Here is a 16,651-nt window from a genome sequence, read left to right on the forward strand (position 1 = left end):
AGATTAGCTTGGACTTTCGATTTCTTCTTCTACCTCATCATCGGCCGTATCCATACCGAGTTCTTTGAGCTTGCGGGTCAGCGTGTTACGGCCCCAGCCCAAAAGTTCAGCTGCATGACGTTTGCGACCACGGGTTTGTTGTAGCGCAGCATTAATCAGGGTGCGTTCAAACATCGGCGTCGCAACATCCAGAAGTTTCATCTCGCCATTTTTGAGTTTTTGCATGGCCCATTGACCCAGCAATTCATCCCAGTGCTGTGGACCCACTTGGTTTAAGTTTGGAATTGGTGAGCCTAAATCTAAATCTTGAATTGGGATTTGTTTCAGCTCAGGTGGTAGGTCTTCTGGATAGACTTCACGACCTGTGATCATCACGGTCAGCCAGCGACAGGTATTTTCAAGTTGACGCACATTACCTTGCCACGGCAGTTTTTGCATATATTCCTGGGTTTCAGGACGCAAAATTTTGGGATTAACGCCGAGTTCTTTACCAGCACGTGCCAGGAAGTGCTGCGCCAGCATCGGAATGTCTTCACTACGATGTGCCAGTTTTGGAATGTGAATCCGAATCACATTCAGGCGGTGATACAAGTCTTCACGGAAACGGCCGTCATGTACCAGTTTTTCCAGATCCTGATGTGTCGCTGCCACGATACGCACATCGACCTTAACTGGAATATGACCGCCAACACGGTAGAACTCGCCATCGGCCAAAACACGCAATAAACGGGTTTGGGTTTCAAAAGGCATGTCGCCAATTTCATCCAGAAACAGCGTGCCGCCGTTGGCCTGTTCAAAACGACCTTGACGCTGGGTATTGGCACCGGTAAATGCACCTTTTTCGTGACCAAAAAGTTCGGTTTCGATCAGGTCTTTTGGAATAGCTGCCATATTGAGGGCAATAAAGGGCTTTGCACTACGCGGTGAATGGCGGTGCAAGGCATGTGCCACCAATTCTTTCCCTGTACCGGACTCACCATTAATGAGTACAGTAATATGCGATTGCGCTAAACGGCCGATGGCGCGAAACACTTCCTGCATGGCGGGAGATTCACCGATAATTTCAGTCGATTGAATCGGCGGGGCAACTTTTGCTGATTCTTGTTGTTGCAGCTTGGTAATATGCAAAATCGCACGATTGACCAGTGCCAGCGCTTCATCAATATCAAAAGGCTTTGGCAGATATTCAAAAGCACCAGTTTGATAACTTGATACAGCAGACTCTAGGTCTGAATGCGCCGTCATAATAATCACAGGCAGGTCAGGATAATTGTGTTTGACCTTACCCAAGAAGGTGAGTCCATCAATCCCCGGCATACGGATATCGGTCAGAATCACATCTGGTGCATCAATACTGAGTTGATCTAGTGCAGATTGTGCTTCTTCAAAGCTGGTCACGTCCAAGCCTTCTTCTTTAAAGGTTTTTTCCAGTACCCAGCGCATGGCACGATCGTCATCAATCACCCATATTTTATTTCGCGACATGATTCGACTCCCAAGGTAAATATAAGCTAAACACGGTTTTTCCAGCCACGGACTGACATTCAATCATGCCGTTATGCTGATGAATAATATTTTGAGCAATACTGAGACCCAGTCCGGTACCTTTGGCGCGACTGGTGACCAGTGGATAAAACACAGATTCGATAATGTCTTCGGGGACCCCAGGGCCATTGTCTTCAATATCAATGCGTACCACAGAGCGATGAATTGCCCCGTTAATGGTAAATAGGCGCTGAATCCGGGTTCTTAAAACCAGTTCAGGCTGGTGATCGACAAAAAACTCTTTGTTCTCGGTCATGGCCTGTACTGCATTGGCGCAAATATTCAAGATCACCTGAATCAGTTGATCACGGTCTGCCAGCACTTCAGGTAAGGACAGGTCATAATCCCGAATAATCTTGATTTTCTTTTTGCTTTGATTGGCGATGAGTGAGCGCACCCGCTCAAGTGGCTCATGTACATTTACCAGCTCATAGCTTGGCAGTTGGCGTGAACCGAGCATGGTGTCGGCCAGATTTCGGAGTCGATCGACTTCACTAATAATAATATCGGTAAATTCTTTGTATTGTGGATCATTCAGACTGCGAGCCAGAAGTTGTGTTGCCCCCCGAATTCCGCCGAGTGGGTTCTTGATTTCGTGCGCGACACCGCGAATCAGCTGGCGAGCCACTTGATGTTGCTGAATCAGGTTTTCTTCACGCGAAATTTTAAGCATACGGTCACGAGGATTGAGCTCGATTAACAACAGTGGGTGATAGGGCTTACCCAGATTTAGTTGAGAAACCGTGTAATCGACATGAATGTCCTTAAAGTTGACAATCAGTGTGGCTTCACGGCGCGTATAAGGTTGGCCTGTAGTTAAAGTGTTGTTCAGCGCTTCTTCAGTATTAAACTCATCGGTCGGATGTTGCAGAAGACCCAGTGCCGGACTTCCACTGGCGCGAAATAAGCTCACATCAAATAAGGCTTCGCAGGCAGAGTTGAGATAATAAATATTAAGATCGCGGTCTACCAATAAGATACACGTGGTCATATTGTCCACTAAAACACGATAGTCGATCGGAATAAGCTGATCCATTCGCGGTTTTTTTCCTGTATTAAAATGGCGCAATGGCATCTTCATAAAGCAATTTAATCAATTTTAAGTTCTGATTTGATGCAAGATGCACGCCAACTTTTATGACTAAAGCTTATTTATTGCGATGAAATGCAGAAATGTGCCACAGCGACACAATTCATCTTAGGTATAGCGGATTAAATTGAGGCTGTAAATCTAAAATGTTCTATTTTGGTGCGCGCGCAAATATGTTGTATATTTTATGGCGTTATTTTAGTGCATGATGCAAAGAGTCAGGTTTTCAACTATTTTTATGATGCGAAAAGACATACAATACGCGCATTCTAGTAGAGCGAAAATTCATGAAGTCCCCCAAAGTCGGTTTTGTATCTTTAGGTTGTCCTAAGGCATTGGTAGATTCTGAACGTATTTTAACCCAGTTAAAGACTGAAGGTTATGACGTCGCTTCGGATTATGACGGTGCTGATTTAGTTGTAGTAAATACCTGTGGTTTCATTGAATCCGCAGTGCAAGAATCGCTAGACGCGATTGGTGAGGCGATGAGCGCGAATGGTCGCGTCATCGTAACAGGCTGTCTAGGTAAAGACGAAGACAAGATTCGCCAGATGCATCCGAATGTCCTGAAAGTGACAGGTGCAGCGGCATATAAAGATGTTATGGATGCGGTTCATCAATACGTGCCTGAACCGCCAAAACACAATCCATTTATTGATTTAGTTCCAGAGCAAGGTATCCGCCTAACACCTAAACATTATGCCTATTTGAAAATATCGGAAGGCTGCAACCATCGTTGTACTTTCTGTATTATTCCAAGCATGCGTGGTGATTTGGTCTCCCGTCCAGTTGGTTCTGTGCTTGAAGAAGCCGCAGCGCTGAAACGTGCCGGTGTTAAAGAAGTACTCGTTATCTCCCAGGATACTTCTGCTTACGGTCTGGACACCAAATACAAGCTGGATTTCTGGAACGGCCAGCCGGTGAAAACCAAATTCTATGACATGTGTGAAGCACTCGGTCAGTTGGGAATCTGGGTGCGTTTGCACTATGTTTATCCATATCCGCATGTCGATGCCGTGATTGACCTGATGGCTCAAGGCAAAATCCTGCCTTATCTGGATATTCCATTTCAGCATGCGAGTCCAAAAATTCTCAAGCTGATGAAACGTCCTGCGCACAGTGAAAACACACTGGAGCGATTGAATATCTGGCGTGAAAAATGTCCTGATCTGGTTATCCGTTCAACATTTGTGGTGGGCTTCCCGGGTGAAACCGAAGAAGACTTCCAGATGCTGCTCGATTGGCTGAAACAAGCTCAATTGGATCGTGTAGGTTGCTTTACCTATTCACCAGTTGAAGGTGCGACAGCAAACGATTTGCCAGACCACGTTCCTGAAGAAATTAAACAAGAGCGTTATGAGCGTTTCATGCAGGTTCAGCAAGAAATCTCGGCAGCCAAACTCCAAAAACGTATTGGTCAGACCATGACCGTGCTGGTAGATGATCTGGAAGAAGAATTCCCGGTGGCAGTTGCGCGTTCTTATGCAGATGCACCTGAAATTGATGGCAATGTTTTTGTTGAAGATATCGATAAAAGCGTCATTAAGGCAGGGGATTTGCTTGAAGTCGAGATTACCGATGCAGACGAGTACGATCTGTATGCAAAACTCATTTCAGTCAAATCTGCTTAAAATTTTGAATTAAAAAAATTTAAATTGAATACTTTGGAGTTTGATGATGTTGGATTCTAAAAAGCCACGCTTTGGTCGCATCCTGTTAAAGCTTTCTGGTGAAGCACTGGCAGGCAATAAAGACATGGGAATCGATGCACAAGTGCTCGACCAGATGTCGCTTTCTATTGCGCACCTTGTGGGTTTAGGCGTACAAGTAGGTATCGTGGTTGGTGGTGGTAACCTGTACCGCGGTAGCCAGCTGCAAAAAGACGGTCTGGTTGGCCGGGTCACTGGCGACCAGATGGGTATGCTGGCAACCGTGATGAACGGTCTGGCACTACGCGACGCTTTGGTGCGCCGTAATATTAAAACCCGTTTGATGTCTGCACTGCCAATTGGTGCAGTGGTTGAGTCTTACTCGAGCCGTGATGCGATCCGTCACCTGACTCAGGGTGAAGTGTGTGTATTCGTGGCAGGTACAGGTAATCCATTCTTTACCACAGATACCGCAGCATGTTTGCGTGGTATTGAAATCGAATCAGATTTGATTTTGAAAGCCACTAAAGTCGATGGCGTATATAACAAAGATCCAAGCAAATATGACGATGCGGTTAAATATGACACTTTAACCTTTGATCAGGTGCTGGATGAAAAACTGGGTGTCATGGACTTAACTGCGATCTGTTTATGTCGTGACCACAATGTGCCACTACAAGTATTCGATATGAATAAATCTGGCGCATTACTTTCAGTGGTGATGGGCGAAAAAGAAGGGACTCACGTTACCAATTAATGACGTGAGCACCAAAGCACTTTATACTACGCGCTAATTTAGCAATTAACTTTTTTAGAATTAAGTAAGGAAGATCATATGATTAACGATCTTAAAAAAGACAGCGAAGACCGTATGAACAAAACTCTAGAATCTCTAGAGCATGGTTTTGCAAAAGTTCGTACCGGTCGCGCGCATCCATCTATTTTAAATAATGTGATGGTTTCTTACTATGGTTCAGACGTTCCATTGAACCAGGTGGCAAACGTTGGTGTTGAAGATTCACGTACCCTGTTGGTTCAACCGTTTGAACGTTCAATGGTGGCTGCAATTGATAAAGCGATTCGTGAATCTGACTTGGGTCTTAACCCGATTTCAGCAGATGCGATCCGTGTACCTATGGCAGCACTCACTGAAGAAACACGTCGTGACATGCAGAAAGTTGCCCGTACTGAAGCAGAAAATGCAAAAGTGGCAATTCGTAACATTCGCCGTGATGTATTGGGTGATATCAAAGCTTTATTGAAAGAAAAAGAAATTTCTGAAGATGAAGAACGTCGTGCTGCTGATGAAATCCAGAAAATTACCGACAAATTTGTTGCTGAAGTTGACAAACGCTTGGCTGCGAAAGAAGCTGAATTGATGAAGGTCTAATTCATCGATGACCGCTGCTGAAGAAAACCCCTGTCTTCCGAAACATGTTGCCATCATTATGGATGGCAACAATCGTTTCGCCAAAAAAAATCAGATGCAGAAAGGTGATGGACACCGTGAAGGAAAAACGGTTCTAGATCCGATTGTAGAACACTGTAGAAAAAGAAATATCCAGGCTTTAACTGTTTTTGCCTTTTCCAGTGAAAACTGGAATCGTCCACAGTTTGAAGTCGAATTGCTCATGAAACTCCTGCTTGACACGATTCATGAGCAACTCCCCCGCATGGAAAAATTCAATATTGCCTTACGTTTTATCGGTGATCGCAGCCGTTTGTCCGCTGAATTGCAGGGACTTATGTTGCAAGCCGAACAAAGGACTGCTAATTTCAATAGTATGACACTCACTATTGCAATCAGTTATGGCGGTATGTGGGATATGGCACAAGCTGCAAAGCAAATTGCCAGTGATGTTTTAACAAATAAATTAGATCTTGATGCAATTGATACTGATGTATTTGGTCAATATGTCAGCCTCGGTGACTTACCAGCAGTTGATCTGCTGATTCGTACTGGCGGAGATTTCCGTCTGTCGAATTTTCTGTTATGGCAGGCAGCCTATGCAGAGCTTTATTTCACTGAGACGCTGTGGCCAGAATTTACCGTTGAAGAACTTGATGATGCACTTGCCGTATTTGGTGGGCGTGAACGTCGTTTCGGTAAAACATCAGAACAGGTTCATCAGGAAAAACTTGAGAATTAATACATGTTTGAGCGGATTATAACCGCATTGGTGTTGGTAGCAGTTGTACTGAGCTGTATGTTTGCTACTGAATCACATTATCCAATGTTTGTATTGATGGTTCTTGCTGCCGGGGTTGCCGGTTATGAGTGGTTTAAACTCATGCCGCGAAAATTTAAGCAGGTCATCAAGCCCGTTGCATGGGGATATGGGTTGCTGACCGCGGCTCTATCAGCATTGGCATTGTATTTTGCTGAAGTCGCTTTGTTGTTATGGGTGGCTTCTATTATTACCTGGTTACTCAGTATTTACTGGGTCAAGTCTTATCCTGAGTATGACGGCTGGTACAACGCAAGCCTAAATGGCATTGGTGTAGTGCTGATTTCTGCTGCTGTCACCGCAATTTTCTCGGTTTGGCAAAGTTCACCGTGGTGGTTGATGTACCTGTTTTTACTGGTATGGGGCGCAGACAGCGGTGCATATTTTGTCGGCCGTAAATTCGGTAGGAAAAAACTTGCACCAAATGTCAGCCCAAACAAATCTGTAGAAGGGCTGTATGGTGGTGTGGTCACCTCAATGCTGATTGTGATTGCAGTTGCTTTGCTTTATCTGGAGATGACCTGGCCAGAACTTATTTTATTCCTGATCTTATCGGTGATCACGGTCTTCAGTTCAGTACTGGGAGATCTGTTTGAATCCATGATCAAACGACGTGCCGGTATTAAAGACTCGGGCCGTATTTTACCGGGTCATGGTGGGGTGCTGGATCGTATTGATTCTTTGCTTGCTGCAGCTCCAATCTTTGCGGCAGGTATTGCTGTTCTAAAACTTATTGGTGTAGATTTATAAATGTCACAAGCGGTTTGTATACTGGGTGCTACAGGTTCTATTGGTCAAAGTACTTTAAAAATCTTGCAGCGACATCCTGAAGCGTACTCGGTTTTTGCTGTAACCGCGCAAAGTCGTATTGATGAGCTGGTCAAGATTTGCCAGCAATATCGCCCTAAAGTGGCGGTGGTGCCTGCGGCAAAAGTGGAGGAGTTTTCAAAACTCCTTCAGCAACATGGTCTGGCTGATATTGAAATTCTGCAAGATGAAGCCGGTTTAATTGCTGTGGCTGAACATGCGGATGTCGATATTGTCATGGCTGCCATTGTCGGTGCTGCCGGATTGTTGCCGACACTGGCTGCAGTAAAAGCAGGCAAGCGCGTACTGTTGGCCAATAAAGAAGCTTTGGTGATGTCCGGTGACGTCATGATGCAGGCTGCACGCGATCATGGTGCATTATTGCTTCCGGTGGATTCCGAACACAATGCGATTTTCCAGTGTTTACCACAGCACTATTTTGAGGCAGAGCGTCATGGCAAGCCCAAGCTGGGTGTCTCGCAAATTTTGTTAACTGCATCTGGTGGGCCGTTTCTCAATCATAGTCTACAACAGCTTGAAGATGTGACGCCTGCACAGGCCTGCAAGCATCCCAACTGGTCAATGGGCCAAAAAATTTCGGTCGATTCAGCGACTTTAATGAATAAAGGTCTGGAATTGATCGAAGCCTGTCATTTGTTTGCAGTTCAAGAACAATTTGTTACAGTCGTGGTGCATCCACAGAGTATTATTCACTCCATGGTTCAATACGTTGATGGTTCAACTTTGGCACAAATGGGTAATCCGGATATGGGCACACCTATTGCACATGCATTGGCATGGCCTGAGCGAATCAGTACGCATGTACCACCCTTAGATCTGTTTATGCACTCGCAGCTTAACTTTCAGGAACCGGATGTGATTCGTTTTCCTGCATTAAAGTTGGCGCGTCAGGCGATGCAGAGCGGCGGAATTGCACCCACGATTTTAAATGCGGCCAATGAAATTGCAGTTGACGCATTTTTACATCAGCAAATTAGGTTTACCCAAATTCCTCAAGTGGTTGAACATGTCCTGAATCAGATGGACAATCAGCCGGCAAATGATCTGGAGGCTATCTTGCAGGCAGATCAAATGGCACGAGGTTTATCACAGCAGTATGTTGTGAATAAAGGAAGTTAAGACATGAACGCCTTGTTTATTATTGCAGCCGCAATCCTGTTACTCGGTCCCTTAATTGCGATTCATGAGTTTGGTCACTATATTGTGGCGCGTAAACTGGGCGTTAAAGTGTTGGTGTATTCGATTGGTTTTGGACCAACGCTGTTAAAGTGGACCTCAAAAAAATCCGGCATTCAATATCAGCTATCCGCCTTACCTTTAGGCGGTTATGTGAAAATGCTGGATGAACGTGAAGGCAATGTTGCTGAAGAAGACTTGCCCAAAGCATTTAACCGTCAGCATCCCTGGAAACGGATTGCCATTGTGGCAGCGGGACCATTGATCAACCTCATTCTTGCGGTGCTGTTATTCTGGGTGCTGTTTTTACCGGCACAAGAGCAGCTGAATACCCGCGTTGGTAAAGTTTTACCAGATACGCCGGCTGCAAAAGTACAAATGCAGCCGGGTGACAAAATTGTTGCTGTGGACGGGACTCCAGTCGAAACCTGGGAAAAACTGAGTTATGCGCTGGTGGATCGTGTGGGTGAAACCGGTGTAGTGTCTATTCAGGCAGAACGTGCCGGGGAAAACAAGCTGTTCCAGTTACCGATTCGGGACTATTTAAAAGACCAGAGTCAATCTCCGTTAGACAGTCTGGGCTTCTTGCCTTATCGACCGGAAATTCCGGCTGTGATTAGCAAGCTGACTGAAGATGGTGCAGCAATTCGCCAAGGCCTGAAGCAAGGTGACAAAATTCTGGCCATTGATGGTGTCCAGATGAAAGACTGGTTTGATGTGGTACAAATTGTACAGGCATCACCAGAAAAATTACTGAAGATGGATGTATTGCGCGAAAACCAGGTGGTGCAACTTGAAGTGATGCCACAGGGCAAGCGTGACAATATGGGCAATGTCACGGGTATGCTCGGTGTACAAAGTGATCCGGGTAAAATCTCGATTCCCGCAGAATATAAGCAGACCATTCACTACAATCCAGCTGAAGCACTGGTGATGGCATTTGATAAAACGGTGCACTTATCTTCGATGATTCTGAACTCGATTGTCAAAATGGTACGTGGCATGATTGGACTGGATAACTTATCTGGACCGATCACCATTGCCAAAGTCGCAGGACAAAGCGCAGAAATGGGTTGGGAAACTTTTATTTCCTTTATGGCGCTAATGAGTGTAAGTTTAGGAATATTAAATCTACTGCCGATTCCAATGCTTGATGGCGGACATCTGGTTTACTATTTTGTTGAATTAATTCGTGGTAAACCTGTTTCCGAACAAATACAATTGGTTGGACTAAAAATTGGTATGGTACTGCTCGGCAGTATGATGCTTCTGGCATTATTTAATGATTTTATGCGTTTATAACAACGTAGATGGAATAAATTAACAGCGGAAAAGACTGGCATGCAGCACACACATTTATTTATGCCTCTGGCACTCGTTAGTGCAATGGCAGTAGCACAACAAGTATATGCAGCAGATGAATTCATTGTACAAGATATAAAATTTGATGGATTAGTGCGTTTAACTCCTGAGAATGTATATGGCCTCGTGCCAATTAACAGTGGTGATCGGGTCAATGATCCGGTCATTGCCAATGCAATTCGCAGTTTATATGCATCAGGCTTATTTGATGACATCAAAGCTGTTCAGCAAGGCAATACTCTAGTTTTTCAGGTGGTAGAGCGCCCAGTCATTTCGAAAATCGAACTGAAAGGCAATAAGCTGATTCCAAAGGAAGCACTTGAAGATGGCCTGAAAAAAATGGGTCTGGCTGAAGGTGAAGTGCTGAAAAAATCTGCTTTACAGACAGTCGAAACCGAGCTTGAGCAGCAATACATGCAGCAAGGTCGCTATGATGCAGATGTTACAGTCACGACGACAGCAAGACCGAATAACCGGGTTGAATTGCAGATTGATTTTATTGAAGGTAAAGCCGCAAAAGTTTTTGATATCAATATCATTGGCAATACTGTTTTCAAAGAATCAGATATTAAACAGGTATTTGCTGTTAAAGAAAGTAGCTGGAACTCGGTGATTTCACGTAATGACCGTTATGCACGTGAAAAAATGGCTGCAAGCCTTGAAGCATTGCGTGCTATGTATCTGAACCAGGGTTATATTAACTTTAATATTACCAATTCCAGTTTGAACTTGAGTGAAGATAAAAAGAATGTCTTTATTGAAGTGTCTGTAGATGAAGGCGAACAATTTAAATTTGGTCAAACCAAATATTTAGGTGATGCACTTTATCAAACTGAAGAATTGCAAGCCTTACAGCTGTTTAAAGAAGGTGAAACTTATTCGCAAGAAAAAGTAAATGTGGTTAAGCAGCTATTACAGCGTAAATATGGTAATGCTGGTTATTATTATGCAGAAGTGAATATTGTTCCTCAAATTAATAATGAAACCAAACAGGTTGATTTAAATTACTATATCAATCCGGGTCAGCAAGTTACAGTACGACGTATTAATTTTACCGGTAATACCAAAACTGCAGATGAAGTATTGCGTCGTGAAATGCGCCAGATGGAAGGTGCTTTAGCCAGTAATGAAAAAATTGACTTGTCTAAAGTCCGTCTGGAACGTACCGGGTTCTTTAAAACAGTCGATATCAAGCCTGCACGTATTCCGGGTTCACCGGATCAGGTCGATCTAAATGTCGCAGTAGAAGAACAGCATTCAGGTACCAGTACCTTGGCAGTGGGTTTCTCGCAAAGTGGCGGTGTGACGTTCCAGGCAGGTTTAAGTCAGACCAACTTCCTGGGCACTGGTAATAGTGTATCGATCGACTTGTCGCGTTCTGAAACCCAAGATTATTATAATCTGAGTGTGATGGACCCGTACTTTACCATTGATGGTGTACGTCGCGGCTATAACATGTACTACCGTAAAACCAAGCTCGATGATAACTATAACGTCAACAACTATGTCACAGATAGTTTAGGTGGTGGAATCAACTTCGGTTATCCAATTGATGAAAACCAGAGTGTTAGCTTAGGCCTAAATGTCGACAATACTGAAGTAACGACTGGTAATGGTGTTTCCACCTATGTTCGTGATTACCTATTAGCAAATGACGGTAAGTCAATAGGCCAAAGTCCTTACTGTATCGACAATGCTGATCCTTGTAAAACTGATTTAAAATCAGACCGCTTTCAAGGTGAATTTTTAACATATAACTTAAACTTAGGCTGGTCTTACAATACTTTAAACCGTCCAATGTTTCCGACGACAGGAATGTCACATCGTGTCAATGCTGAAATAGCCTTGCCAGGTAGTGATGTTGAATATCAAAAAGTGACTTATGATGCTCAGGCTTTCTTCCCGCTAGGCAAAGATTTTGTGCTGCGCGGTTATGGGAAGTTGGGCTATGGTAATGACTTACCATTCTATAAAAACTTCTATGCTGGCGGTTTTGGTTCAGTGCGTGGTTATGAAAACAGTACTTTAGGTCCAAAATATGACAGTGTCTATGCAGAAAATGCAGGCATTAGTGACTTTGATCTAGAGGAGGTTGGTGGTAATGCATTGGTTCAGTTTGGTACTGAACTGGTACTGCCAGTGCCATTTAAAGGCGATTGGGCACGTCAGGTACGTCCAGTGATTTTTGCCGAAGGTGCACAAGTTTTCGATACAAACTGCGATGTTTCACAATCTGGTGACTTACGTCAATATTGTAAAGATAACTTCGGTTTCGATGCAGGCAATATGCGCTATAGCGTCGGTGCGGGTTTCACCTGGATTACCATGATTGGCCCATTGTCACTGAGCTATGCTTATCCGTTGAATAAGAAAGATGGTGATGAAATTAAAAATATCCAGTTCGAAATTGGCCGTACTTTCTAAGATTATTAGCTAATCCTGAATATAGATTTTGCTCATGAGGTTGCGAGGCTTTATGAGCAAATTTTTTTGAATGAGTAAGAATATGAAAAAAATGATCATGGCGATGAGCCTGGCTTTGGCAAGTGTTGCACCTTTGACTCAAGCAGCTGGTATTGGTGTGATTGACTTGGAGCGTGTAGTCGAAGGCAGTACTTATCTGAAACAGCAAAACACGGCATTTCAACAAAAAATTCAGCCACAAACCAGCAAGATTGAACAACTCAGTAAAGAACTGGAAGCTTTGCAGCAGCGTGCTCAGTCTAATACCAAACTGGGCGATGCTGAAAAGCAGAAGATGTCTACGCAATATCAGGCTAAATTTCAGGAATTGAATCAGTTGCAACAATCTGTGCAGAGTAATGTTCAGAGTTCGATTCAGCAAATTCGGACGGTATTTGATGCACGTGTAAAGCAAATTGCTGAACAATTACGTAAAGAAAATAACCTGGATGTGGTTTTAAATAAAAATTCAGCACTTGCTTATGACGCTAAATATGATTTAACTGATAAAATGATTCAAAAGGTTAATGCAATTAAGTAATCAATGAATCATCAACAGCTTCAGTTAGCTGACCTTGCTCGCCTGGTTCAAGGCGAGTGCGTAGGTCAGGCAGATTTGCGTTTGAGCGCTTTGGCCAGTCTTGAGCATGCGACATCGCAAGATTTGGCATTCGTCAATGCAGACAAATATGTAGAGCAAGCCAATCAAAGTCAGGCAGCTGCTTTAATTGTCACGGCTGAACTGAAACAACAAATAACGTCACATCAAAACTTTATTGTTGTTGCAAATCCTTATCTGGCTTTTGCGATCCTGACCCATGTATTTGAGAAAAAAAATACCCAGCGTGGTATCGAAAGTACTGCTCAAATTCATCCTTCAGCGATCATCGCCGATGATGCGTATATTGGACACTATGTGGTGATTGGCGAGCATTGTGTTGTGGGCGCCAATACCGTTATTCAGCCTCATGTACATGTCGATAATGATGTGGAAATCGGTCAGGACTGTTTTATTGATGCGCATGTGACGCTGACGGGTGGCGCCAAAATTGGCAATCGCGTTCGTATTCATGCCAATACCGTGATTGGCAGCGAAGGTTTTGGTTTTGCACCTTATCAAGGTAAATGGCATCGTATTGCCCAGCTTGGTTCTGTGCGTATTGCTGATGATGTGCGTATCGGGTCAAACTGTAGTATAGACCGCGGTGCATTGGATGATACGATTTTGCAACAGGGTGTGATTATTGATAATCTTGTGCAAATCGCGCATAACGTCAAGATTGGTGCCAATACCGCACTCGCAGCAAAATGCGGAATCGCCGGAAGCACTACAATTGGCAAAAACTGTGTATTTGCAGGTGCGGTGGGGGTAGTAGGGCACATTAATATCGCAGATAATGTCACAATTACTGGCATGTCAATGGTGACAAAAAATATTTCTGAGGCGGGCAGTTATTCTTCTGGTACACCTATGTTGGAAAGTTTGCACTGGAAACGTGCTGCTGTGCGTTTTAAACAATTAGCAGATGTGCCATTGACCCAGGTGATGAAACGACTAGATCATATGCAATCTCAAATTGAGTCCATTGAATCAACATTTAAGTTGCGTAAATAATTATGATGACAGAGTCGAATTTGCCTACATTCACGAAACCTGAATTGCCAATGAATATTCAAAAGATTCGTGAATATTTGCCCCATCGTTATCCATTTTTATTGGTTGATCGCGTGGTCGAGATTACCGAAAATGGCATTGTTGGTTATAAAAACGTCTCAATTAATGAAGAGTTTTTGCAAGGCCATTTTCCGAATTATCCAATTATGCCGGGTGTGCTGATTGTTGAAGCACTGGCACAAATCTCGGGAATTCTGGGTTTTGTGATGAACAATGAAACACCAAGTGCGGGTTCATTGTTCCTTTTTGCCGGTGCGGAGAAGGTTAGGTTTAAAAAACAGGTGGTTGCAGGCGATCAATTGGTATTAAAAGCTGAATTGGTGATGCAAAAGCGCGGCATTTACAAATATAATTGTATTGCCACTGTAGATGGCGTCGTCGCAACAACCGCGGAAATTATGGTTTCGCATCAAAAAGTCGAGCAGGCATGAGCAATAATCCCCTTATTCATCCAACTGCCATTATTGACGCATCAGCAGTCATCGCTGCTGATGTAGAAATTGGTCCATACTGTATTATTGGGCCAAACGTCACTATTGGTGCGGGTAGCAAACTTCATTCACATGTAGTGGTGGGTGGCTATACGCGTATAGGTGAATATAATGAAATTTTCCAGTTCGCCAGTGTAGGCGAGGTTTGTCAGGATCTTAAGTATGCCGGTGAAGAAACCTGGCTTGAGATTGGCGATCACAACAAGATCCGTGAGCATTGTAGTTTGCATCGTGGTACCGTTCAGGATCAGGGTTTAACCAAGATTGGCAGTCATAATCTTCTAATGGTCAACACCCATATTGCCCATGACTGCATGGTCGGTGATCACAATATCTTTGCCAATAATGTCGGTGTGGCTGGACATGTTCATGTCGGGGATTATGTGGTCATTGGTGGAAACTCAGGGATTCATCAATTCTGCAAGATTGACTCTTATAGCATGATTGGCGGAGCATCACTGATTTTGAAAGATGTGCCGGCCTATGTGATGGTGTCAGGTAATCCTGCGCACGCTTTTGCTATGAATATTGAGGGAATGCGTCGTAAGGGCTGGTCTAAGGCCATAATTGACGGTTTGCGTACTGCCTTTAAACTGATTTATAAATCAGGTTTAACCACGCAGGAAGCAATCGAGCAGATTCGTAAAGATATCTTGCCGGAAGTTGCCGAAGCACAACGTTTGATTGATTCTCTTGAACAATCCAAGCGTGGCATTGTGCGCTAAAATATTTCAAGTAAAAAAGACACCTTTAAGGTGTCTTTTTTATTGCTGAATTAAGGGTTATCTAGAAGATTATTACTTAAAAAATTTAGCTTCTTCAGATTGCGGGTAATTACTGAGTAATTTGTTCTTGTACTGGGTGGCAATGGCCGGTTTTTGCTCGACGTCCTTGCTAATGTTATGCAGTTGATAAAGCGCACGCGAAGCACGGGTCGACTTTGGATAGCGGTCTGCCACAATGGTGTAATTGCGTTTTGCTTCTTCAAAATTTGGCGGATCGATGGCCAGATTGAATTCTGCTAACCAGAAATAGGCATTGCTGATATACACACTATTCGGATTGTTTTTAATAAAGTTCTGCATGGGTGCAATGGCTTTGGCTGCACCGCCATTTTTATAGGCATCTAAGGCTACTGTATAGGCTGCTTTGTCCAGCTCGGTGGGCTGTTGTCCGCTGCTCGCTGTATTGATCTCATTCGCATTTAAACTGGGAGAACTATCCTGTGGGTTGTCCTCCGTTGGGTTTTCTTCAGCCGGTTCAATTTTTTGCTGTAACAGTTCCAGGCGCTGATCGAGATCGGCATAGCGATTGGTCAGTTCGCTTTTCAGTTGGGCAATTTCATTTTCCTGTTCTTCCATTTTGCCGCGCAAGATCCGCAGATCACTTTCCAGTTGCTGGTTTTTTTGCATAATCTGCCAGCTGGTATTGGTTTGCACAGGTGTCGATACGCCGGCAGAACTCGCAGACTGGGTATTCATTGACGCTTGATTGGCAGTCTGGCTCAAGCCACGCGATTCAATTGGAATATTGGCAAATAGCGGTGTGGTAAAGAGTGCTGTCACTGCACACAATACGGTCTTTTTAAACATCATAAAATTTCCATAATTCTTTGTGAGATACGTATCCGCTGCTCATCTTTTAAAGAAGATCATTCATATACATTGCACACATTAAAAACGGCATTTTTAGAAATTGCAACAAGGTTTTACAAAGATCATGCGAATCTGGGTGTTGATGGATTGATTGTGAAGATCGCTTGAAAATCAGCAGAAATATTAATATTGTTTTTAAAATAATCAAACGGATAGCTTGATGGATTATTTTAAGGAACAAAGCTTGCAACTTGATTAAAAATCTCTATACTCTGTTTTTGTAATGGTAGCCCTGCTGGTTACTTCGCAATTGTACTCTATGAACCCCGCCAGGACCGGAAGGTAGCAACGGTAATAGAACTATGATGTGCCGGAGCTTTGCTGGTAGGGTTGCCACCATATTTTTAAATAATAAAAACATTTTATCCCAGCCTATTAATCTCAAAGCTCACTTCTAATATCAGCTAATTTTTAATATTTTATTATCCCGATAATTCGTTCTGCTAGCGAACTGATTTTCTCATTTTAAGATCAATATGCAAACACTTT

General features: G+C 43.5%; 15 protein-coding genes and 1 other RNA gene. 13 read left to right on the forward strand and 3 right to left on the reverse strand.

Translation table 11 applies throughout. The features are described 5' to 3' along the window. Window positions 1-3: 3 nt before the first annotated feature. Together glnG and glnL are read right to left on the reverse strand one after the other, a co-directional pair. Window positions 4-1,485 carry a nitrogen regulation protein NR(I) gene (glnG, locus tag FTU95_RS02250; RefSeq protein ID WP_180000891.1) on the reverse strand — a complete coding sequence of 494 codons (1,482 nt, stop codon included), beginning with the start codon at window positions 1,483-1,485 and terminating at the stop codon, window positions 4-6. Then, entirely contained in the window at window positions 1,472-2,581 is a 1,110-nt protein-coding gene (gene glnL / locus FTU95_RS02255) for a nitrogen regulation protein NR(II) (RefSeq protein WP_005096702.1), read from the reverse strand. The genes glnG and glnL overlap by 14 nt, the downstream gene beginning before the upstream one ends. Before the next feature lie 341 nt (window positions 2,582-2,922). On the opposite strand from glnL, the gene rimO reads away from it, so the two are divergent. The 12 genes from rimO (at window position 2,923) to lpxA (ending at window position 15,232) form a co-directional block, all read left to right on the forward strand. After that, window positions 2,923-4,266, forward strand: coding sequence for a 30S ribosomal protein S12 methylthiotransferase RimO (rimO, locus tag FTU95_RS02260; protein WP_005096703.1), 1,344 nt, complete (start codon window positions 2,923-2,925; stop codon window positions 4,264-4,266). Between the two features lie 46 nt (window positions 4,267-4,312). After that, entirely contained in the window at window positions 4,313-5,041 is a 729-nt protein-coding gene (gene pyrH, locus FTU95_RS02265; protein ID WP_004279886.1) for a UMP kinase, read from the forward strand. Between the two features lie 78 nt (window positions 5,042-5,119). Next, window positions 5,120-5,674, forward strand: coding sequence for a ribosome recycling factor (gene frr / locus FTU95_RS02270; RefSeq protein ID WP_005096705.1), 555 nt, complete (start codon window positions 5,120-5,122; stop codon window positions 5,672-5,674). A gap of 7 nt (window positions 5,675-5,681) precedes the next feature. Beyond that, entirely contained in the window at window positions 5,682-6,434 is a 753-nt protein-coding gene (gene uppS, locus FTU95_RS02275; protein ID WP_005096706.1) for a polyprenyl diphosphate synthase, read from the forward strand. Between the two features lie 3 nt (window positions 6,435-6,437). Continuing rightward, window positions 6,438-7,262, forward strand: a complete 825-nt coding sequence (locus FTU95_RS02280) for a phosphatidate cytidylyltransferase (RefSeq protein ID WP_005096707.1) — start codon at window positions 6,438-6,440, stop codon at window positions 7,260-7,262. Next, the gene (gene ispC, locus FTU95_RS02285) at window positions 7,263-8,459 is read left to right on the forward strand and encodes a 1-deoxy-D-xylulose-5-phosphate reductoisomerase (RefSeq protein ID WP_100534993.1); all 1,197 of its coding nucleotides are present in this window, start codon (window positions 7,263-7,265) and stop codon (window positions 8,457-8,459) included. 3 nt (window positions 8,460-8,462) lie between these two features. Next, a complete protein-coding gene (rseP, locus tag FTU95_RS02290; protein ID WP_180077408.1) occupies window positions 8,463-9,818 on the forward strand; it encodes an RIP metalloprotease RseP in 1,356 nt (451 codons plus the stop codon). A 39-nt stretch (window positions 9,819-9,857) separates the two neighbouring features. After that, window positions 9,858-12,302, forward strand: coding sequence for an outer membrane protein assembly factor BamA (gene bamA / locus FTU95_RS02295; protein WP_180077410.1), 2,445 nt, complete (start codon window positions 9,858-9,860; stop codon window positions 12,300-12,302). 82 nt (window positions 12,303-12,384) lie between these two features. Continuing rightward, window positions 12,385-12,882: an OmpH family outer membrane protein gene (locus tag FTU95_RS02300; protein WP_180077412.1), complete on the forward strand. Its 498-nt coding sequence runs from the start codon at window positions 12,385-12,387 to the stop codon at window positions 12,880-12,882. Window positions 12,883-12,885: 3 nt separating this feature from the next. Continuing rightward, on the forward strand, window positions 12,886-13,956 hold the full coding sequence (gene lpxD, locus FTU95_RS02305) for a UDP-3-O-(3-hydroxymyristoyl)glucosamine N-acyltransferase (RefSeq protein WP_005096712.1): 1,071 nt from the start codon (window positions 12,886-12,888) through the stop codon (window positions 13,954-13,956). Between the two features lie 5 nt (window positions 13,957-13,961). Beyond that, a complete protein-coding gene (gene fabZ / locus FTU95_RS02310; RefSeq protein ID WP_171063349.1) occupies window positions 13,962-14,447 on the forward strand; it encodes a 3-hydroxyacyl-ACP dehydratase FabZ in 486 nt (161 codons plus the stop codon). After that, window positions 14,444-15,232 carry an acyl-ACP--UDP-N-acetylglucosamine O-acyltransferase gene (gene lpxA / locus FTU95_RS02315; protein ID WP_074382858.1) on the forward strand — a complete coding sequence of 263 codons (789 nt, stop codon included), beginning with the start codon at window positions 14,444-14,446 and terminating at the stop codon, window positions 15,230-15,232. The genes fabZ and lpxA overlap by 4 nt, the downstream gene beginning before the upstream one ends. A 72-nt stretch (window positions 15,233-15,304) precedes the next feature. Here the strand turns inward: lpxA and FTU95_RS02320 are convergent, their stop codons facing one another. Further along, entirely contained in the window at window positions 15,305-16,102 is a 798-nt protein-coding gene (locus tag FTU95_RS02320; protein ID WP_074382857.1) for a YbgF trimerization domain-containing protein, read from the reverse strand. Window positions 16,103-16,395: 293 nt separating this feature from the next. On the opposite strand from FTU95_RS02320, the gene ffs reads away from it, so the two are divergent. Continuing rightward, window positions 16,396-16,492: signal recognition particle sRNA small type (gene ffs, locus FTU95_RS02325), an RNA gene on the forward strand. Window positions 16,493-16,651: the final 159 nt, after the last annotated feature.

It is taken from the genome of Acinetobacter sp. YH12208 (genome assembly GCF_013418055.1).
Lineage (GTDB): Bacteria > Pseudomonadota > Gammaproteobacteria > Pseudomonadales > Moraxellaceae > Acinetobacter > Acinetobacter pseudolwoffii.

Bases quoted from the DNA above. Each gene is read 5' to 3' on its own strand.
- FTU95_RS02320 (WP_074382857.1), bottom strand. From the start codon at position 16,102: ATGATGTTTAAAAAGACCGTATTGTGTGCAGTGACAGCACTCTTTACC.
- glnG (WP_180000891.1), bottom strand. From the start codon at position 1,485: ATGTCGCGAAATAAAATATGGGTGATTGATGACGATCGTGCCATGCGC.
- uppS (WP_005096706.1), top strand. From the start codon at position 5,682: ATGACCGCTGCTGAAGAAAACCCCTGTCTTCCGAAACATGTTGCCATC.
- rseP (WP_180077408.1), top strand. From the start codon at position 8,463: ATGAACGCCTTGTTTATTATTGCAGCCGCAATCCTGTTACTCGGTCCC.
- FTU95_RS02300 (WP_180077412.1), top strand. From the start codon at position 12,385: ATGAAAAAAATGATCATGGCGATGAGCCTGGCTTTGGCAAGTGTTGCA.
- bamA (WP_180077410.1), top strand. From the start codon at position 9,858: ATGCAGCACACACATTTATTTATGCCTCTGGCACTCGTTAGTGCAATG.
- fabZ (WP_171063349.1), top strand. From the start codon at position 13,962: ATGACAGAGTCGAATTTGCCTACATTCACGAAACCTGAATTGCCAATG.
- frr (WP_005096705.1), top strand. From the start codon at position 5,120: ATGATTAACGATCTTAAAAAAGACAGCGAAGACCGTATGAACAAAACT.
- ispC (WP_100534993.1), top strand. From the start codon at position 7,263: ATGTCACAAGCGGTTTGTATACTGGGTGCTACAGGTTCTATTGGTCAA.
- FTU95_RS02280 (WP_005096707.1), top strand. From the start codon at position 6,438: ATGTTTGAGCGGATTATAACCGCATTGGTGTTGGTAGCAGTTGTACTG.
- rimO (WP_005096703.1), top strand. From the start codon at position 2,923: ATGAAGTCCCCCAAAGTCGGTTTTGTATCTTTAGGTTGTCCTAAGGCA.
- pyrH (WP_004279886.1), top strand. From the start codon at position 4,313: ATGTTGGATTCTAAAAAGCCACGCTTTGGTCGCATCCTGTTAAAGCTT.
- lpxA (WP_074382858.1), top strand. From the start codon at position 14,444: ATGAGCAATAATCCCCTTATTCATCCAACTGCCATTATTGACGCATCA.
- glnL (WP_005096702.1), bottom strand. From the start codon at position 2,581: ATGGATCAGCTTATTCCGATCGACTATCGTGTTTTAGTGGACAATATG.
- lpxD (WP_005096712.1), top strand. From the start codon at position 12,886: ATGAATCATCAACAGCTTCAGTTAGCTGACCTTGCTCGCCTGGTTCAA.